Here is a 19,750-nt window from a genome sequence, read left to right as displayed (position 1 = left end):
TTTGATATGTAAAACGGAAGACCGAACTGGTTTTCCTTTTTTGTTTTAATCCCATTGATATGAGAAATCTCCTTTTCGCATGGCTGGTATTGGCTTTTGCAAATCCGGTCCATGCACAGAAAGACTCTTTACGCAGCCTGGATATCAATCTCGAAAATTACGACTATCCCTTTTCAGTTTCGTTCATTGAATTCGAATCTCAGGGAGAAAGGATCAAAATGGCTTATATGGACGTCAAACCTGCCCAGCCGAATGGGAAGTCGGTCATGCTGCTGCATGGAAAAAACTTCAACGGGGCTTATTGGGAACAAACTGCCAAAGCATTGACAGAGAAGGGTTACCGGGTAATCGTCCCTGATCAGATTGGCTTTGGTAAATCCTCCAAACCGGTTCATTTTCAGTACTCCTTCCACGAACTGGCGGCCGATACAAAAAGGATCCTGGATAAACTTAACGTTCACAAGACGGTCGTTCTGGGCCATTCCATGGGTGGAATGATCGCCGTGAGATTTACATTGATGTTTCCGGAGGCAGTAGAGAAACTAGTCCTCGTAAATCCACTTGGTCTGGAAGATTACAAGCTTAAAGTGCCATTTCAATCCATTGACAAATGGTACCAGAGTGAGCTCAAAAGCGATTTCAACAGCATCAAAAATTACCAGCTGAGCAGCTACTATGATGGAAAATGGAGGGACAGTTATACCAAATGGGTAAACTTATTAGCCGGATGGACATTAAACAAAGAATATCCCCGTATCGCCTGGAATTCCGCGCTCACCTACGATATGATCTACACCCAGCCGGTTTGCTATGAATTTGACAAAATAGCCAATCCTACCCTCCTCATCATCGGACAACGTGACAGGAGTGCGATAGGAAAGAACCTGGTTACTGAAGAAGTGCGGAAGACCCTGGGCAATTACCCGTCACTGGGGAAACAAACGCAATCCAGAATCAAAAATGCCCAGCTTGTCGAATTAGACAACCTGGGCCATGCACCACACATTGAAGATTTTGAACGGTTTATTGCGCCCCTAATTAAGTACTTAAACCCTTAACCCAGAAACTGTTTCAGGTAATTTCTACTGGTGAGTATTGCACTTTGTACATCTGTAATGCTGCCCTCATAGGCCTTATCCTCCACTTCGATCACCACCGGGCCTCTGTAACGAACATCCGTTAGTGCAGCGAAAAAGGCGCGCCAGTTTACATCGCCCAATCCGGGTAATTTTGGAGAATGGTACTCCAGCGGGTTTGCCATAATGCCTACACAGTTAAGTTTACTTTTGTAAACCTTAGCATCCTTCAAGTGTATGTGATGAAGCCTTGATTTATAATTGTAAATTGGATAGGTTTCATCCATCATCTGCCAAATCATATGGGACGGATCATAATTCAGGCCCAGGGTCGGGCTGGGAATGATCTCAAACATCCTGTCCCATACAGCCGGACTAATAGCCAGGTTTTTTCCCCCTGGCCATTCGTCGTCCGTAAAAAACATCGGGCAGTTTTCAATTGCGATCTTGACATTACATTCCTCTGCAACTTTCACAATTGCAGGCCAGACATCGGCAAATCGCGAAAGATTGTCCTTGATACTTTTGGCCGGGTCACGTCCTATGAAAGTAGTCACCACGGGAATACCCAGTTTAGCAGCCCCTTTGATGACTTGTTTTATATGTTCAATGAAGTATTCCGAACGGTTTGGGTCCGGGTCCAACGGATTGGGATAGTAGCCTAAGGCAGAGATAAAAATATTGGCCTCCTTTAAGGCGTAGCGGATTGACGACACCTTGGTGTCTGTCAAACTGTTTACATCGATGTGCGTAACCCCTGCATACCTTCTGGTATCCGCATTTTCTGAAGGCCAGCACATCATTTCTACGCATGAAAACCCATGATTTCCCGCAAACTTGACAACATGTTCGAATCCGAAATCAGCTAAAATGGCGCTGTTAAAACCTAAATGGAGCATATGATTTGGTTTTTGAGGCAAACTTCCGGAAAAAACTCCCGGCATTCAACAATTGTCCTCAATTCCATCCAAATTTTAAGCAGCCTCATCAATTCAGGTCGCCATTGGTAAATATCACCAGGTATGAAATCCTTTTAATTTTAGTAATATTGACTCGACAAAACCAAATGAATCTTAATACTTTAGACAATCATGGCAGACTCCGATCCGGGTATTGGCAGAAAAATACTCAGCTTTTTTATCAAGGAAAATGACGAACCGGCCAAACCCGGACCAGTCAGCGCCCCAACTACCGAACAGCCAAAGCAAGCTACTGCCCAAACAGTCCCCAATGCAGCAGCAACAACAAATGTCGACCGGAAATTTGTAGAGCACTTTGTGAGCCTGCTGGAAAAGGCAAATCTTCCTGGCCCGGATTATTTTGAATATAAGCAGGCACTTCAGAACATGGAAGGCCTGGGTCTTGGGGAAGAAAAGCAATTTCAGGCCGCCTGGGCAAGTTTTAAGGCAATGGGCGCCGTTACGGATTCCCTGATCTTGAAAACCTCAGCCGAACAGTATCTTTCCATTCTTGAAAAGGACCGCACGTCATTTCTAAAAGACGTTGAAAAAGCGATCAAAGACAGGGTTGGCTCCTTGCAGGATGAGCATCAGAAACTGGAAAACGCAAATGCTGCACTTGCGCAGCAAATTGCCGACATCCAGAAGAAAATAGACGACAATAAAAACCGGCTTGGACAAATTTCGGGTGAAGTGACCGAGCAGAGCGCAAAAATCAATGCCAATAAGGACAGCTTTGAGATCACTTACATGAGCTTCGTAGAACAGATCAAGTCCGATTTAACTAAGATTAACCAATACATTAAATAACCTAACACATCGAAAACAATGGCAACACCGGATTTTTCTCAAATTGGCGGCCCCCAGGAGGATGTTTCGAAGCGTTCGTACTGGAGTAAACCGGAAGGTATCACCTCCCTCCTTTTTTTAGGCGGGCTTGGCGCGGCTGGCCTCTATTTTTGGAACAAAATAGCCGCTTTCCTGATCGAAGTGACTCAAAATACACTGTACCTGGCTTTCTTGATGGGCATACTGGCGCTGGTCATATTTCTTTTTACCAGCAAGGATGTCCGTACCGCAGTCTTCTTCCTTTTCAAAACGCTGATGCGCAATATTACCGGCCTGATCATCAAGCTGGACCCGATCGCAATCATGAAGATCTACATAGACGATCTGAAAGAAAAAAGGGAGAAAATGCAGGGACAAATCAATACGTTAGCTGGCCAATTGGTTAAGCTCAATAAAAATATCAACGAAAATAACGAGCAGATCAAGCAGAAATTCGCGGAAGCAAACAAGGCAAGCACCATGCTGGATCGCCCTGGCATGAAGGAAACGGCTTCCCTGGCGACGATTGAAGGGGCCGGGTTGCAGGAAATGAACGAAAAGCTTTTTCCTTTGCAACGCAACATGAAAACCGTGCTTGAATTCATGGAAAAGGTTAATAAGAGCGCTGATTACATCATTAAAGAGACCGAGATTAAAGTTAAACTGAAAGAGGCTGAATACAGGATTGTAAAAGAAAGCTCCAACGCCTTGCGCACAGCGATCAGTATTTTCAAAGGCAACCCAGATAAGAAATTCTATTTCGACGAGTCCATGGAGTACATCCAGGACGATATGAGCCAGAAACTGGGTGAAATGAAGAGGGCTATGGACCTCTCGCTGGACTTTATAAATGGGGTCGACGTGCAAAACGGCCTGCTTTCCGACAAGGGACAGGCCATGCTTGAAGCCTATAATTCCAATCAATTCAAATTCATCCAGCTCGACGCCCCTCCAACATCAACACGGTCGATCGAAACCCCGAAGGATTCGAGCTATAAAGGACTTTTAGATTAATTTTTCTTTTGTAAACCGATTTAACACTGTTCAATATTTAACATAACCCCATGAAAAGACTAACCGTTGCCGGCCGCCTGATCATCACAGCCATTATTTTAGGCGCTTTATTTGTCGGATATAAATACCTGGGAGGCCAGCAAGCCTTGAACAAAATGGCTAAGGATCAGACCCAAACGAGTGAAACTGATACCACAATGGCCGCAACTGAAGAGCCTTCAACCAACGAAAGCGGCAGCACAGATTCGCAAACAGCCAGTACAGAAACTTCCGCCTTTACCTATACCCCACCCGCGCCTGTCGATGGCAAATTAAAGGGCGTAGTTGAGTTAGGGGCCAGTGGTTTTAATTCATTTATCATCAAAGTAGACAAGGAAAAGCGCTGGAATCTTGAAAAATCAGAGTTCGGAAATAGCCTCGTGACAGAAAACATGGCAACCGACGAAGACATCCGTATCGGACTGAAAAAGTATATCGGGGGCATGCTTGATTTCGGGGTAGGCAGTAAGGACATCCATTTCGTGGTGAGCTCCGGAGCTGCCAAGGCAGAGGTCACTCAGAAGATCACCCGTGCGTTGAAATCCCTCGGATATGTGGTTAACACGGTCACTCCGGAACAGGAAGGCCAACTTGCATTGAAATCGGTTTTACCGGCTGAATACGCGGATAAGGCATTTGTAGTGGATATTGGTTCAGGTAACACCAAAATTTCCTGGGTGGGCGACGGAAAGGTTTCGGCTCTGGAATCTTATGGTGCCAAGTATTTTCAGGAAGGGACAGACGATTCTAAGGTATATGAAGAAGTGATGGCAAAAGCCAAGCAGGTACCAGCCAGTCTGAGAAAGACCTGCTTCATTATCGGTGGCGTACCCTTTGAAATGGCCAAGGAAGTACGCAAAGGAAAGGAACGCTATACTACCTTGAGTGCCCCACTCGCCTATTCCAAGCTTTCCAACGCGAAAAGCAAGGCCGGCGTCAACATTTATAAAGCCGTCAAAGATGCGACTGAATGCAATCAGTTCGTATTCGACTGGGACGCGAACTTTACAATCGGATTTCTCCTGGGGTTATAAGATCTTACTGGGTTTCATGAAGGGAAGAGGGACGGTCCCCCTTCCCTTTTATACATTTCAAAATGACGCTTTCACAACTCTTCAATGCAATATCGGAAAACCCATGGCCTACCGTGGTTTACTTTTCTATACTTCCATTTACTACCTGGGCTATTGGTCAAGTAGCAACGGGAAGTTATAATGTTAAATTTTGGAGTTTAATATATGCAATTATTGTTTACGCAGTCTGCATCCCCGGAATCTTTGCGACAACCCTCAATATTTACCTTTTTCTCTTCGAGCGGCAAAGCATCTGGCAGGCGAATATTGTTTTGCAATTTCTGCCAATCATTTCAATGGCCATTACCCTGATGCTGATTAAAAGGAAGATCCCATTCTCCCTGATCCCAGGTTTTGGCAAACTTTCCGGATTTCTTACATTGATTGCGGCGCTCATTGGAGTGATGTGGTTTTTCGACAGAATCCACTTAGTAGCATGGACTTACGTTCCATTCAGTGTGATTTTAATTGGTTTTATCCTCACCTTGCTCGCCATCAGATTTGCATGGAGCAAACTGTTTTGAATACACCTGCATACATACAAATCTCAGTCAGTGACGAGCAGAAGCTTTTTGCCCGCGAATTGGTCGAGCATTCTCTTCGCCATCACCAGGTGTCCAATATCTGGGACCGTCATGACGACAAACTTTCGCAAACACGGATGATGCGTTTCACAGGTAGTTTGGGTGAAATCGTTTTTGCCGACTGCTATCACCTTCCCCGGCCTATCCGCTCATTCGGAGCTGTAGACGGCCAGGATTGGGGCCAGGATTTTTTGATCCAATCCGAAGAGCACGCTTTTTCCGTTGATATTAAATCAATGAAACGAAAATCAGGGATTTTGGCAGAAGACTACGTTTTGAATATTCCGTCTTCCCAATTGCACAAACCCAATTCCAAAACTTCACATTATTTCTGCATTTCATTCCACCAGTCAGAAACCGACGGTACAATCGCCTCTCTGATCGGCTTCATTGATAAGCAAGCATTGGAAGCTGGCACAGTGGGACAGCTTTACAAATCGGGAACAAAACGCGTGAGGGCCGACGGAAGCAGCTTCACTTTTCATGAAAATACTTACGAGGTTTTGTTCAGGGATATTGATCCGCCTGTGGTTACTGATTACTTGAAACGCTTGAATGGGTTCCGCCTTTGTCATCTGAAGTAGCATTTTTATACGTATATTTGAATGCATGTTACTCAACTGATACGTATAAAATGAAGGCGGAAAATGATCCAAAAGTAAAACTGACATTAAGCGTGAAAAAATCAGTGATTGAAAAGGCGAAGAAATACGCCGCCCAACATGGCACATCTGTATCTCAGCTTCTCGAGACACATTTGTCCGATTTGCAGCATGCTGAGAAAGATGAATTCGAACAATACGCTAACATTGCCGATCAGCTCTTTGGATGTGCGAAAGGCGGCCCTTTGAGCCAAATGACGGATAAGCAGATAAAGGACCTTATGGTGAAGGACAAATTTGGTGTATGAAATTATTTTTAGACACAAATGTCCTCGTAGATCACGCACTGATAAGATTAACCGGGCAACCCTATGAAGCCAAATTCCTGATTTCGTGGGCATTGAAAAATGAAGTTCCCCTATTCATTTCTCCAGGAAGTTTCTACACATTCACTTATGTCCTGCAAAAGGAGGGGATAAGAAATGAGCAGTTGAAGAAAACGTTGAGTATGTATCTCCAAATTTTCAACATTTGTAGTATTGATAAGGAATGTCTTTTAAATGCTCTTGACTTTAACGGGAGAGATATCGAAGACTCTTTTCAACTTCATGCTGCCTTCGGAGAAAAATGCGACTATCTCATCACCAATAATGTCAAAGATTTCCGAGTTTCTTCCGACAGGTTAACTGTTCTTACAGCAAAAAATTTTGTAACAAACGTCCTAAAACAGAAACCCGGCATCGATTTTTAATCTTTAATGGCTTCACAATCCCGCACTTACGATAAAAAGAAACTGTTTGGGCAAGTTTATACCCCCTTTCACATCGTAGACAGAATCCTGTTCCAATGCGGGTTTTACGATGCGGATCTCGCAAACAAAAAAATCCTCGACCCGGCTTGCGGTGACGGACGCTTTTTGGTCCCTGCTGCGGAGTATATCGTCAGGAATGCACCGCCGGAAGAACTGGCAGATCGGCTCAAACTGATTCAAGGCTGGGATATCGACCCGGAGGCAATCCGAATTTGCAGACAAAATCTTGATGATTTGATAGCAGGATTGGACATTCAAATCAATTGGAATTTACAGGAGCGCGACGCATTGAGGCAGAAGGATTCTGGCGAGAAATTCGATTTTATTGTCGGAAATCCACCGTACATACGCATTCAACATCTCTCCGAAAGCCAGAGGAAGTACATTCAGAGCCATTATTCTTTTTGTCAAAATGGCTCCACGGATGCTTACGTCGCGTTTTTCGAGTTGGCATCGGCACTTTTGTCAGATCAAGGAGTGTGTGGGTTTATTACGCCCAATTCCTTTCTTACCTCCGAAACCGGGAAGACGCTTCGCTCCTATTTTGAAACTCAGCAAAATCTATCATTCATTACCAATTACGGCTCCGTTCCGGTTTTTGGTAACACGGGAACCTATCCGGTTATTACGGTCTTTGACAAAATCAAAAAAGATCAGTTCCGCTTTGAATTATGCATCAATACGGATTTTCAGTACAAAGCCCGTGATATTGAATTCTCGGAACTCGAATCCCGTAAGCCGTGGAAATTGTCGGTAAATCTGAACCAATTGATTGAAGGCAGACGGCTTGGCGATGTTTGCCAGATTTCAGTAGGTGTTACTACCCTGGCGGATGCATGCTATCTGTTCTCCATAATCGAGGAAAACGATGGCATTGTGTATGCAAAAAATAAGACCGGCCACTTCGCTTATCTCGAAAAAGAATTGCTGAAACCAATCGTCAAAGGCTCCAAACTGAAAACCTCAAACGACCCGGTAACTGAATTCATCCTGTTTCCCTATCAAAAAGACGCCTTCGACAAGCACCGCATTATTCCGGAAGAAGTACTCCAATCAAAATTCCCTCAAACTTTTTCCTATTTCCTTAAAGTAAAACCGCTTCTTGATCGTCGTGATAACGGAAAGGCCAACCCGGTTGCATGGTACGCTTTCGGCAGGGCACAGGGACTGGACAGTTCATTTGGTAAGAAAATCATTTTCTCTCCCATGAATCTGGCACCCAATTTTGTCCTGTACGAAAATCCTTACGCCACGGTTTATTCGGGCTATTTTATCAAATATGATGGTGATTATGAATTTTTGCTGGGCCAGTTGAACTCTCAAAGAATGGCGGATTTTGTTGCGGTGGCCGGCAGGGATTTTCAGGGTGGTTATAAGGGCTATAACAAAAAAGTTATTGAAAATTTTATCATCACCAACCTCTCCTAGTATGGGTATTCAGCATTCGGCTGACAGACTTCTGTGGCTTTGTGAGAACATTCCAGCACGGATTGGAGCAATAGATGAGAGCGAATTTTCCTTTAGACCACTGACGACGAAGTGGAGTAAAAAGGAGATTCTAGGCCATTTAATCGACAGTGCTGCCAACAATCACCAACGATTTATTCGAATACAGTTTGAAAATGAGCCCATTATATATTACGAACAGAATCAATGGAACGCGTTAAGTCATTATCAATCCATCGAAACAGTTCAATTGATACTGCTTTGGAAACATTATAATCTGCACCTAATCGAAATCATCCGCCATATCCCTGAGGATAATCTAGCGAAGAACGGGATCGGGAGAGATGGTATGAAACATACACTGAAATTTTATATCGATGACTATGTTAACCACATGGAGCATCACCTGCGACAGATTATTGCTTATTAATTCATAAAAAATCATACGTTTCGGGGCTGATAGAAAACATAAATAAACGAACGTTCATTTATATTTGTAAAAAAGCATTTGTGAATTGAGGACAAGAGATACCAATAAAGAAGCCCTGATCAGGGAAAAAGCCATTGAAATCATTGTCAACCACGGCTTTGACGGACTGAGTATGCATAAACTGGCCAAGTCTGCCGGGGTGTCGGTAGCGACCATTTACATTTATTTCAAGGACCGGGAAGACCTGATCCAGCAACTTTATACAGAAGAAACCAGGAAAATGTCAGAGGCTACATTGCTGAACTTTGACCCGGAAGCGCACTTTGACGAAGGCCTGAAAGTGCAGTGGCTGAACCGTATGAATTATTGTCTGAAAAACCCCTACAGCATGACCTTTATGGAGCAATTGAAACATTCGCCCTTGGTCGACCGGTCTACCATGGATACGCGCTTTTTAAATGCCATGTCGCGTTTTGTACACAAAGCAATCGAGCGAAACGAGATCGTACAACTGCCTGTCGAGATTTACTGGTCGATCGCATTTGCGCCGTTATACCAATTGGTCAAGTTTCATATTTCGAAGACATCCATGCCCGGCAGGCCTCCGTTTGTGTTCGACGAGGAAAAAATCAACCAAACACTTGAACTGGTTATCAAGGCTTTAAAACCATAGAATGAAGTTTTACGACTACTCAACACCTACCGCCTGCTATGAAAAGTTACGCCACAGAAGAATTCGTATTGGTTTTCAGGACGAATATCAGCAAGAAAAAACACATTAAATCTATATCGCCTTTTCTGAACGGATGTGGCGAAATTATCAGGTGGAATGTGGATTTATCCGACATCGATCATGTGTTACGCATTGAAACAACCCATCCCGACTGCCGCCCTGTGATCGAACTGGTCACGAAAGCAGGCTACGCATGCGAAGAATTAACAGACTAGCTCCTTAATTAAATCATCAATATGTCAGAACAAAAAACAAGTATTTTTTCGGGCTACGAAAAATTCATTATCGCTATTCTCGCCACGTTACAGTTTACCGTGGTACTCGACTTCATGGTCATTTCTCCCCTCGGGTACATTTTATTGGACAAACTTTCCATCAGTACCTCGCAGTTCGGGCTGGTGGTTTCGGCTTATGCATTTAGCGCTGGCTCCGCAGGGCTGCTAACGGCAGGTTTTGCCGATAAATTTGACCGAAAAAAAATGCTGCTCTTTTTCTATTCCGGTTTTGTGATCGGAACATTGCTTTGCGGCATAGCGCCCTCCTACCATTTTCTGTTGATGGCTCGGATCTTCACGGGACTTTTCGGCGGTGTAATCAGCTCCATCAGCTTCGCGATCATCACCGATCTCTTTCCAATCCAGGTGCGGGGGCGTGTGATGGGTTTTGTGCAAATGGCATTTGCAAGTAGCCAGGTCTTAGGAATACCGATCGGATTGTATCTTGCCAAAACATTCAGCTGGCATGCACCGTTTTTTATGATCGTCGGGCTTAGCGTCATTGTCGGCTTCCTGGTAGTGACTTATATGAAGCCGATCAACACACACTTGAAATTACAAACCGGTGGCAATGCGTTTCGGCATTTGGGAAAAACGCTGGTACGTCCTGAATATCTCCAGGGATTTGCGGCAACCACGTTACTGGCCACGGGTGGTTTTATGCTCATGCCGTTTGGTACAGCTTATGGGGTGAACAACCTCGGGATCAAGGAAGCGCAGCTTCCCACCCTATATATGATCACCGGCATCTGCATGTTGGTATTCAGCCCGCTGATCGGAAAGCTAAGTGACAAGATCGGCAAATATAAAGTGTTCGTCGGTGGCTCGGTCGTCACTTGTATCATGACGCTCATTTATTGCAATCTGAGTGTAACGCCGCTCTGGATTATCATCATTTTGAATGTCCTCCTATTCGTTGGTATCACAGGCAGGATGATCTCCGCCTCGGCACTCATGACAGCAGTTCCCGAACCGCAAGATCGGGGCGCGTTTATGGGCATCAACTCTTCGATCCAGCAAATTGCCGGAGGGATAGCTTCTCTCATCGCTGGTTTTATTGTATATGTAAGCAGCAGCGGTCTCATCGAAAATTACCCCACTTTGGGAAATGTGGTCGTCTTCGCCGTAATCATCACAGCCATTTTAATGTACAGGATCCATCGCTATGTAGCTGCGAAGCTCGCCTCAAGCGCCGCCTCCGAAGCCCAGAAAACATCTGTTTAGCCATTCCTTCTTCCGTGTATCAGTCCAAGGCATAGTCGTCCTTGGACTGATGATACCCCTTCTTATCACATGCCATCGATAAGCTCCGGGGCTTATTGAAAGTTGCAACCTTACAGCTTGCTATACTCGGGATTCTCCAATCCTCTGCTCTCCATCTGTCGCCAGACAATTCCCGGTCAATTTTCTCCGCCCAACTACTCCAAGCAAATTTTACTAATTACCTGACAAAGAAGTATTTATTAAAATAGACCTCAACATTCTTAAACAAATTCTTTTAATACTTATTATTCTTTTAAATAGTTTCATACATTTACAAAGACAAAAACTTTTGAGACTTTCTATTTATAAATATTAGCTGTAAAAATATTTTACGTTTATTTACATACGGAACGTAAGATAAATTAATACTTTTTATACATATAATATTTGTACATGAAAATCATCAGTATTGTCAACAACAAAGGTGGTGTAGGAAAGACTACTTCTGCCCAGAGCATTGCTGCAGGCCTCAGCAAATTTGCCAATGCAAGAGTACTTGTTATTGACCTGGATGCGCAGGCAAGTCTTACCAAGAGTTTCGGCATTACACATGCCGGGCTCAAAAAAGACAGCGGCTCATTCATCACCGGCGAATACGAATTTGATGAGATCGTAAAGCGTGTTGGAGATATTGATATATTGCCCGGGTCAGCGGAAATGATTCACAGGGAGGACACCATCAAGTCGGCCCCGGTATTCCCTTTCAATCTCAGGATTGCGTTGGAAAAAGTAAAGGACCGTTATGATTTCGTGATCATCGATTGCCCGCCCGCCCTGTATGGAAACACCAGGTTGGCATTGGTTTCGTGTCATCAATATTACGTTCCGCTACAGGCAGAGTTTTTGAGTTACGAGGGTTTACGCAACTTTTTGGTTTACTCCGCAGAGATCAAAAAGATAAGTCCGAGTACCAACCTGGGCGGCGTTTTTGCGACACGCTATAATCCTAAAATCAGAAAAAAGATCAGCCATGAGCTGATCGCTGCCACGAGAGAGCAGCTTGGTGAAGTATTTATGGATTCGTACATTCGCGACAACATTGCCTTGTCGGAAGCACAGGCGAATGGCACAACCATATTTGATTATGCGCCCGACAGCAACGGTGCGGAAGACTATTATAAGCTAACTAAAGAAATACTGGAACGAATTAATAACTGACACCTATGGCAAAGGAAAGGAAATTTGAGTTTGCACCCCTACCCCTCGTTACCGACGTTGAGGAAGAGCCAATCAACAAGCCCGGCGAGGCCCCGGACGGAGCCCCAACCAAAGTAACTTTCGATTGTGACTACATCCTGATGGAGAACATGAAAGATTATGGGTACTGGGAAGGACTCACTCAAAAAGACATTATTCTCGAATCCTTAAAGCTATATTTTCAGGATAAAGAAATCAGGCCTCGTCCCGACAAAATCCGCAACAGGACCAAAGTAGGCCGGAAACCAAAATCTGCGAATGATTGAGAAACAAAAAAAGTCTCCAACGGGAGACTTTTTTGCTGAGAAGGCACCCTCTCTCTATATTTCAATGAACCAGTAACTTTCCAGAAATTTCCTTATCGCCATTCGTAAAGCGATAGAGGTGCATACCAGCGGCCATTTTCAGAGCAATCTGCGTCTCTGTGGTGAATCTAGTAACGGAGAGTTTTCTGCCGGCCAAATCATAAATCGCAAAAACAGACCCGCCGGGTAGTTTTGTACGGACTTTTATAAACTCCTTCGCAGGATTGGGCGAGACCTGAACAAGTTCGTCTATCTCGTTCCCTGCTCCCAAAATAGGATCTATCTTCACGTTCGTGGAAGCTATCGCCACACATCCATGTAAATCAGTCACCGTAACCTGATATTGTCCCGCATTATTCAGCGAGGCATTCGGAATTGAGACTGACTGCATATCTGACCTAAAATTACCAGGACCTTTCCACTGGTAGCCGGTACCACCACTGGCATCCAGCTCGATGGTGGAACCTTCAAAATAAGGGCCGGTATTGGTGGCTATGGCCTCTGGCAGGGGAAATACGGTGACCGTTTTCGCCACCGTCGAATCAGGCTTGCCGTCAACCTTACATACTGCTTCGTATCTGGAGGTGATCGTTGCCCCGAAAGTGATACTATTGCCGCTTTCACCGGTAGACCATTTCACGGAGCCCGGACAGCCGGACGCAGTCAAGGTGACCTGCTGCCCTGCGCAGATGCTATCCGCACTGGACCTGATATTAAAAACCCTGGATGAGGCAGATTCAAGATTCCAAACTATTTTCCAGGATCGCTGATCGCGGCTGTTATCCATCCGGCTCATAAAAGTAGAGTCAAAAATGGTGGCCGTAAGCGTGGCATAGTCAAATACTTCGTCGGGAGAAATAGAGACATGATCACTACCGACGGAGATCGTTTTGTCATCAAGCGCCCATTCAATTTGCAGCGAGTTGGGCTGAGGTTTGATCAGGTTCAATTGAAACGTCTTATCCTTGTCCACCTGAATAACACCCTCGGCGTCCGGCAATACTTTCTCAACAGGATTTACGATCGACAAGATCATTTCCGTGGTTGCTTCCCTGCAAACAGCACAAAATTGCTGGTTCAGTAATTCCATCAGGCAGGCACCGTCGGTTGGCTTATGCCATTTGGAAGCTTCGAAATCGGTACCAAGTTTATAAATACCTATCCCGTTTGAATTAAGCCAGTTCCTCCATTTGATTGTGGCCGGGTTACCATCTGCCGTCATGTTGGGAGATTCCCAGCCGTAACCCGGCCCAGCCCAATATTCGTCGTTCAGATGCGAGAAAGTGTGACCTATCTCGTGCACGCCGATCAGGTTGGCCTGGGTATGCAACGTGTGCACCGCAATTGACCCTCCTGAACCTCCGTAAAATGTAGTGTTCACCAATACAACCGCCAGGTCATACTCAGGCAGATTGGATGCTAAGACGCCGAATGCAGTTGCGATATTGATCGTTACCAAACGATGGATGGAAGTGCCGAAGGTAGCACCATAAAAAGTATTTTTCCTGCCGACAGGCTGGTCCTGGTAAGCATCCGGTGCAGTTCCCGGATTGGTGACGCCACTCTCTTTGGATGGGGTGGGTATGGCAAAAAAATTGAAATAGTTTTTATAACGGTCATACGGCGCATAAGACAGGAAAAAATCCGCAAATTTTCTGGCCTCCGCTTCAAACTTAGGCATTTCAGCCGCGGTGAACCCATCTCCCAGGATCACCACATTAATGCGGTTGTTCAACGGACCTGTTTTGTATAATGTATCGACCGGGAATGTCTGGGCAAAACCAGAGCAGGATAGAAAGAGCAGGAATAGCGTGGTAGCGAGTCTGATCATATTTTTAGTTTAAGCGTGAATATTTTCACTAAACCGCGCTCCGGGGTTTCGCTGTACAACTCGATGCGGTCCATCGTCCGTTCCTCCTGAAAACGCATGGAAAGAATTCCTTCCCTCGCAGTCACCACACTCTTACTCAATGTCCCATCCTGATTCGGAACTTCGACCGTTCTGTGAAGGGGATGTTCAAAAATAATTTCCGTTTCCAGATGACTGGTAGTGTATCGGGGTATTGCTTTGATCTGGTAAGAATAACCTGAAGAGCTTCTAAGGTTTTTCATCCGTCCATTTCCCGAGGTTGCAGTGACCAGTTTTACCTTCTCGCTTTGCCCCTTTCCCTGATCGATAATCCTAAAATTCAGAAAAATGATATGATCCTTGCCGCTTTTGTCGTAGCCCGAAATACGGTTCATTTCTAACACAGACTGACCGGAGTTGCAGCTAACCGAATGTAAACCAAGGAGCAATAAGAGGAAATTCAGAAACTGTCTGTGCATGTAATAATGTAATTCGACTTCCGTAAAATTACATTTTTGCCTTGGAAAATCACAGCGACCGGTAGGTTTCCTCCATTTCTTTGATCGCTATGCCAATGTCCTCACTGTTGGTCCGGTAATTGACAAAAGCGGCCCGAACACAAAGGCTGCCATTCCATATGGTAGGCGTCATGAATATTTTCCCTCGCTTGTTAAGCCGAGTCAAAAATTCCTGGTTTTTTTGAGGATTGTCCTTCAAGCTGAAACAGACCACGTTGAGCCTGAGGGGCGCCGCCAACTCGAGATAGTCGCTATTGGAAATATAATCTGCAAATTCCCCGGCCACGGCAATGCTATTCTCAACGATCCACTGAAACCCATTCCGCCCGTAGGCCGTCAGGCTGAACCAAACCGGCAATGCACGGAAACGCCGGGAGTTTTCCGGCAGGAAATTGAGGTATGAAAAACTATCCTGCGGATCGCCCAGATACGGTGCATTGGAGTTCTGGAACGTCTGGATTTGCAATTGCGCATGCTCCTTTCTGACCAGAATTACGGCACTATCGTAGGGCACGTTCATCCATTTATGGCAATCGATCGTGATACTGTCTGCATCTGCCCAACCATTCAGCAAATGGTGATGCGTTTCCGAGCAGGCAGCAAAACCACCGAAAGCGGCATCAATGTGCAGCCAGAAGCCATATTTTTTCTTCAATTCCACAACGGTCCTGATATCGTCAAAGTCAACCGTATTGACCGTGCCGGCACTGCAACTGACAATGACCGGTTTCCCGGAGCAATGTTTCAGGTTTTCTTCCAGATCATTTAATTCCATGGCCTCCCTCCCATCCAGTGTTTTCACTTTCAGCATATTACTGCTCCCAAAACCCAGCATGGAAAGCGATTTGATCACGGAAGAATGCGGTGTCGCCGACATAAAATGTATATCGCCAATCATACCGTTCCGGGAAATATCGTGGCCCATTTTCTTCCCCGCCCACTGCCTGGCCACACCGAGGCCTGTGAAATTGGACATCGTAGCGCCAGTCACAAATCCGCCATGGAATTCGTCGGGAAGATCAAATAGCTGACATAATAAACGGATTGTTTCTTTCTCAATAACGCCCGAAATATCACCCTCTCCACCAAATCTGTGTATTCTGATCATAAACAGCTGTAAGCCAGTCGCCCGCAATGCCCGCAGGCGTCGCGCCTCCGGTAACAAACCCCCAGTAACGCGGCCCTCCTCCGGCGACCATCAGCTTTTGATAATGCTTCTGAAAAAAAGCAAGGCTCGCCAAAGAACCCATTCCCGCGTCGGGCAGGCGCTCCGGTTTCAATTCCTGGTCAAAAATGTACGTAGGCCGCTGGCTAAGCCTGGCCAGGAACTCTGTGCTTTCGCTTTTTACCCGGTCGAGAATTTGTTCCAAATCCCGCAGATCATTTTCAAGTAACGGGTCCATTTAATTGCTGTAATGGGCTTTCACCAGACATACCTTACCTGCTTCATCCAACTGCATGAATTCCCCCGATTTCCTGTTGCTGACACTCGTATAATAAACCACCAGCGAATCGGCACCAACTAAAATATCGTGTAAGTCAAAATGCAGGTCCGGATATACATTCAGGGCTTTTTCGAAGTAATGTTCCAATTCGCTTTTGTCCGTGATCATGCCTTCCTCATTCATTCCCAGCTTGATAATCATCGGAGAATAAAACTGGATCTGTTCGGAATAATGGCTCATGATCCGTGGCAGGTCATGGCTGTTCCAAGCCGCAATCCATTCCGAGGCGAATGACCGGGCCGTTTGTTCGTCTAACTTTTTCATTTTTATGGATTGGAGTTTAAAGTGGAGACCCACCTTCTGTGGTAATTGATTTGTCCGGTATGATAGGCCAGGTGCATCAGCAAATGCTGCAATACGAGGCTCACGTTTTGTTCAGGGAATAAATGCACGATCTCAATGGGATAAGCCGCTGAAAGCTTTTCGTCATCCAGGCCGTCGATGGTTTCCGGGATGATTTTCAAAAGCAAATCGATTTGTTCCAATAGCTGCGTTTTGGTAAAAACACGCTCTGAAAATTCTGCGTCACGGTTTCTGACATACGCAAACTGCCCCAAAGTCAGCCCGACATAAGTCCTGAGGTTACCGATCAAATGCTGGCAAAGATTTCCGCCTCGGTTGATCGTGCCGGGCAGCTGGATCCAGAGAGAATCTTCGGTAGGATACTGTTCCATTTCAGTCCTCCATTTTTTCAGTTCCCTGACAAACAGGGTCCTGTACGCTTCTTTATTCATAGCCCATACTGATTTATCATGCTGCCAATTTTCTCTTTTGAATAACATAACCCTTGTTTACCAGAAACACCCCGCTCACGGTCACCAAAAATGCGAGCCCCGTCATCCAGGTGATTTTTTCATCCAGGATCAGAAAGCCCAGTACAAGGGCAACCAATGGATTAATGTAAGCATAAATCGAAACCAACCCTGCGGGGAGCCTTTCCAGCGCATAGAGGTAAGACCCGAATGCCAGGATGGATCCAAACAAGATCAGATAAAGCAAGGCGAGCACGGATTTCTGATTAATAATCGGAATGTTACTCCAGTCCTCCACCACCAGGCTCAGCACAAAAAGCCCGCACCCGCCTGCTATCATCTGGATTGCGGCATTGAAAAATGAGTCTGTCCTGGCAACGTAAATTTTGGTATATAGCCCTCCGAAGCACCAGAAAACACAGGATGCCAGCGCAACCAGCATGCCGGTCAACGATTTGGGATTACGTACATATTGGAGGTTATCCCTGAAAATCAGCAGAATACCACAAATACCGACCAGCGTTCCCGCTATAATCCATCTATTCACTCGTTCGTCTTTTAGAAATGTCGTGTTGATAGCGATGGTCAGGATGGGAACCGAACAATAGATCAAAGCACCCAGTCCGCTTGGGATAAATTGCATCGACCAGCCTACGACGCCCGTACCAAGCGAGATCATCAGCAAACCGGGAATGACCTGCATTTTGATTTCATCCCACTTCCAATCGAATGCCCGTTTTTTTAGGGAAAGTGTCGTCAGTAAAATACTGCCTGCTGTAAAATTCCGTAACGCCATAAAAAGCAGCGCGGGGAAATGGGAAACACCAATGCGTGCAGCAATAAAGGTAGTTCCCCAAAAGAAACAGACCAGTCCGAGTGCTATGTAAGCTTTCACGTTCGAATTCATGGCTTCCACTATTTAATATCACAAAATTCTGGTTTTGAATTTTAATAAAACAGATTCAGTTTTGTTATTTTGAAGCATAACAGATATAATTTATACCCATCATGCTTGCCCAAACCCATTCAGATCAGGACGATTTTTTATATATACAAATAGCAGACCGGCTGGCTGCGCAGATTGAAAGCAGAACTCTGAAGGCTGGCGAGAAGCTGATGTCTCTTCGAGCGATCAGCAAAGAGCAGGGGATCAGCCTGAGCACCGCCTACAAAGCATATGTCGAGCTTGAAAATAAGGGAATTGTAGAGGCCAGGCCTAAATCAGGTTATTTCGTCAAATTTTCTCCGTCGGAGTATCCGGAGCGGCTTGCAACCTCGAAACCTAAGCCCGCGACCGAAAAAGCGAACGTCGATGAAATGATCCGGAGCGTTTACAAAACGCTTACCCAGGAAGGCATGGTTAGGCTTTCCGTTTCCGCACCTTCGCCATTGCTGATCCCCGAAGCCAAGCTGAACAAAGCCATGATCGAAGCAATCAGGAAAAGCCCCGACAGCTGTACTCAATATGAAGAAATACAAGGTAATGCGGAGCTTAGGAAACAAATCGCCAAGTATACTTTCAACTGGAACGGCAACATTACTGAGGAGCAGATTGTCACAACCCACGGATGCATGGAGGCATTGGTTTTCTGCCTGAAAGCAGTCACAGAACCCGGGGACACGATAGCCATCGAAAGTCCGGTATACTTCGGTATTTTTAACGTCATGAAGATTTTGGGATTGAAAGTACTCGAAATCCCCTGCCATCCCGAAGAAGGGGCCGATCTCGAATACCTCGAAAATGCACTTAAAACGGTCCCGGTAAAGGCATGCCTCTTTGTTCCCAATTTTTCGAACCCAGTAGGTGCATTAATGCCCGACCACCGTAAAAAACAATTGGTAGAAATGTTGGCCGAACGCGAAATTCCATTGATCGAAGATGATATTTACGGCGAAATGTATTTCGGAAAAACCCGGCCCAAAAGCTGTAAAAGTTTCGACAAAAACGGTCTCGTACTGCTTTGTTCGTCGGTTTCGAAGACATTGGCCCCGGGCTACCGCGTAGGCTGGTGCATCCCGGGAAAGTTCATCGACAAAGTGATTACCAACAAACTAGTACATACCGTTTCGGCAGCCACGCCAACACAGGCGGCCATCGCCCGTTTTTTCGAAACCGGCCGTTACGACCTCCACATGCGCAATCTGCGGAAAGCTTTACACACGCAGAGCCTTCGCTACCAGCAGGCCATTTCTCAATACTTCCCGGCCGACATCAAAATAGCCCGACCACAGGGCGGATATGTTTTATGGATTGAATTAAATCCCCGCGTTAATGCATTCGAATTATTTGAGATGGCCATCAATGAAAACATCAGCATCGCGCCGGGCCAGATTTTCAGCACCGACGGACGCTTCTCAAATTATATCCGCATCAGCTTCGGTACACCCTACAGCGAGGCGATCGACAACGGGCTAAAAAAGCTCGGTGAACTAATCGCCAAGGCGTGCAACAGCATTGCAAGTAATTGATTTTCAACATATGTAACCCTGT

General features: G+C 45.4%; 24 protein-coding genes. 16 read left to right on the top strand and 8 right to left on the bottom strand.

Annotated features, from left to right (window positions below):
• The first annotated feature begins 59 nt into the window (after positions 1-59).
• Positions 60-1,058, top strand: a complete 999-nt coding sequence (locus AC1XUF_RS04580) for an alpha/beta fold hydrolase (RefSeq protein ID WP_483340482.1) — start codon at positions 60-62, stop codon at positions 1,056-1,058.
• Here AC1XUF_RS04580 and AC1XUF_RS04575 read toward each other — a convergent pair.
• On the bottom strand, positions 1,055-1,975 hold the full coding sequence (locus tag AC1XUF_RS04575) for a sugar phosphate isomerase/epimerase family protein (protein ID WP_483340481.1): 921 nt from the start codon (positions 1,973-1,975) through the stop codon (positions 1,055-1,057). The genes AC1XUF_RS04580 and AC1XUF_RS04575 overlap by 4 nt on opposite strands.
• Before the next feature lie 192 nt (positions 1,976-2,167).
• On the opposite strand from AC1XUF_RS04575, the gene AC1XUF_RS04570 reads away from it, so the two are divergent.
• From AC1XUF_RS04570 to AC1XUF_RS04505, 14 genes are all read left to right on the top strand, one after another.
• Complete coding sequence (locus tag AC1XUF_RS04570) at positions 2,168-2,845, top strand: hypothetical protein (protein WP_483340480.1); 678 nt, start codon at positions 2,168-2,170, stop codon at positions 2,843-2,845.
• Positions 2,846-2,863: 18 nt separating this feature from the next.
• Positions 2,864-3,877, top strand: a complete 1,014-nt coding sequence (locus tag AC1XUF_RS04565) for a hypothetical protein (RefSeq protein WP_483340479.1) — start codon at positions 2,864-2,866, stop codon at positions 3,875-3,877.
• A 50-nt stretch (positions 3,878-3,927) separates the two neighbouring features.
• The gene (locus AC1XUF_RS04560; protein WP_483340478.1) at positions 3,928-4,950 is read left to right on the top strand and encodes a Ppx/GppA phosphatase family protein; all 1,023 of its coding nucleotides are present in this window, start codon (positions 3,928-3,930) and stop codon (positions 4,948-4,950) included.
• Positions 4,951-5,012: 62 nt separating this feature from the next.
• Positions 5,013-5,513 carry a hypothetical protein gene (locus AC1XUF_RS04555; protein WP_483340477.1) on the top strand — a complete coding sequence of 167 codons (501 nt, stop codon included), beginning with the start codon at positions 5,013-5,015 and terminating at the stop codon, positions 5,511-5,513.
• On the top strand, positions 5,495-6,157 hold the full coding sequence (locus AC1XUF_RS04550) for a hypothetical protein (protein ID WP_483340476.1): 663 nt from the start codon (positions 5,495-5,497) through the stop codon (positions 6,155-6,157). The genes AC1XUF_RS04555 and AC1XUF_RS04550 overlap by 19 nt, the downstream gene beginning before the upstream one ends.
• Before the next feature lie 50 nt (positions 6,158-6,207).
• Positions 6,208-6,483, top strand: a complete 276-nt coding sequence (locus AC1XUF_RS04545; protein WP_483340475.1) for a DUF6364 family protein — start codon at positions 6,208-6,210, stop codon at positions 6,481-6,483.
• Positions 6,480-6,926, top strand: a complete 447-nt coding sequence (locus AC1XUF_RS04540) for a type II toxin-antitoxin system VapC family toxin (protein ID WP_483340474.1) — start codon at positions 6,480-6,482, stop codon at positions 6,924-6,926. The genes AC1XUF_RS04545 and AC1XUF_RS04540 overlap by 4 nt, the downstream gene beginning before the upstream one ends.
• 6 nt (positions 6,927-6,932) lie before the next feature.
• Complete coding sequence (locus tag AC1XUF_RS04535) at positions 6,933-8,414, top strand: Eco57I restriction-modification methylase domain-containing protein (protein WP_483340473.1); 1,482 nt, start codon at positions 6,933-6,935, stop codon at positions 8,412-8,414.
• Between the two features lies 1 nt (position 8,415).
• A complete protein-coding gene (locus AC1XUF_RS04530; protein WP_483340472.1) occupies positions 8,416-8,862 on the top strand; it encodes a DinB family protein in 447 nt (148 codons plus the stop codon).
• A gap of 85 nt (positions 8,863-8,947) precedes the next feature.
• Positions 8,948-9,535, top strand: a complete 588-nt coding sequence (locus tag AC1XUF_RS04525; RefSeq protein ID WP_483340471.1) for a TetR/AcrR family transcriptional regulator — start codon at positions 8,948-8,950, stop codon at positions 9,533-9,535.
• 38 nt (positions 9,536-9,573) lie between these two features.
• A complete protein-coding gene (locus AC1XUF_RS04520; RefSeq protein WP_483340470.1) occupies positions 9,574-9,810 on the top strand; it encodes a hypothetical protein in 237 nt (78 codons plus the stop codon).
• Between the two features lie 21 nt (positions 9,811-9,831).
• Entirely contained in the window at positions 9,832-11,094 is a 1,263-nt protein-coding gene (locus AC1XUF_RS04515; RefSeq protein ID WP_483340469.1) for an MFS transporter, read from the top strand.
• Between the two features lie 432 nt (positions 11,095-11,526).
• Positions 11,527-12,291 (top strand): ParA family protein, encoded by a 765-nt coding sequence (locus AC1XUF_RS04510; RefSeq protein WP_483340468.1) that lies wholly within the window; start codon positions 11,527-11,529, stop codon positions 12,289-12,291.
• Between the two features lie 5 nt (positions 12,292-12,296).
• On the top strand, positions 12,297-12,596 hold the full coding sequence (locus AC1XUF_RS04505; protein WP_483340467.1) for a hypothetical protein: 300 nt from the start codon (positions 12,297-12,299) through the stop codon (positions 12,594-12,596).
• A 61-nt stretch (positions 12,597-12,657) separates the two neighbouring features.
• Here AC1XUF_RS04505 and AC1XUF_RS04500 read toward each other — a convergent pair whose 3' ends face one another.
• The 7 genes from AC1XUF_RS04500 to AC1XUF_RS04470 all read right to left on the bottom strand — a co-directional run bounded on the left by AC1XUF_RS04500 (position 12,658) and on the right by AC1XUF_RS04470 (position 18,166).
• Positions 12,658-14,466 (bottom strand): M64 family metallopeptidase, encoded by a 1,809-nt coding sequence (locus AC1XUF_RS04500; RefSeq protein WP_483340466.1) that lies wholly within the window; start codon positions 14,464-14,466, stop codon positions 12,658-12,660.
• Complete coding sequence (locus AC1XUF_RS04495) at positions 14,463-14,879, bottom strand: hypothetical protein (RefSeq protein ID WP_483340465.1); 417 nt, start codon at positions 14,877-14,879, stop codon at positions 14,463-14,465. The genes AC1XUF_RS04500 and AC1XUF_RS04495 overlap by 4 nt, the downstream gene beginning before the upstream one ends.
• 133 nt (positions 14,880-15,012) lie before the next feature.
• Complete coding sequence (locus AC1XUF_RS04490) at positions 15,013-16,110, bottom strand: pyridoxal phosphate-dependent decarboxylase family protein (RefSeq protein ID WP_483340464.1); 1,098 nt, start codon at positions 16,108-16,110, stop codon at positions 15,013-15,015.
• Complete coding sequence (locus tag AC1XUF_RS04485) at positions 16,076-16,405, bottom strand: hypothetical protein (protein WP_483340463.1); 330 nt, start codon at positions 16,403-16,405, stop codon at positions 16,076-16,078. Before AC1XUF_RS04485 ends, AC1XUF_RS04490 begins: the two co-directional genes overlap by 35 nt.
• Positions 16,406-16,771 carry a nuclear transport factor 2 family protein gene (locus AC1XUF_RS04480; RefSeq protein ID WP_483340462.1) on the bottom strand — a complete coding sequence of 122 codons (366 nt, stop codon included), beginning with the start codon at positions 16,769-16,771 and terminating at the stop codon, positions 16,406-16,408.
• A 2-nt stretch (positions 16,772-16,773) separates the two neighbouring features.
• A complete protein-coding gene (locus tag AC1XUF_RS04475; protein ID WP_483340461.1) occupies positions 16,774-17,241 on the bottom strand; it encodes a DUF1572 family protein in 468 nt (155 codons plus the stop codon).
• A 16-nt stretch (positions 17,242-17,257) separates the two neighbouring features.
• Positions 17,258-18,166: a DMT family transporter gene (locus AC1XUF_RS04470; RefSeq protein WP_483340460.1), complete on the bottom strand. Its 909-nt coding sequence runs from the start codon at positions 18,164-18,166 to the stop codon at positions 17,258-17,260.
• 101 nt (positions 18,167-18,267) lie between these two features.
• On the opposite strand from AC1XUF_RS04470, the gene AC1XUF_RS04465 reads away from it, so the two are divergent.
• Entirely contained in the window at positions 18,268-19,728 is a 1,461-nt protein-coding gene (locus AC1XUF_RS04465; RefSeq protein WP_483340459.1) for an aminotransferase-like domain-containing protein, read from the top strand.
• The last annotated feature ends 22 nt before the right edge of the window (positions 19,729-19,750 follow it).

Source organism: Dyadobacter sp. HNCC25DJ185 (assembly GCF_056895195.1).
The sequence above is the reverse complement of the archived record's forward strand: the minus strand, read 5'-3'. Positions and strand labels throughout refer to the sequence as shown.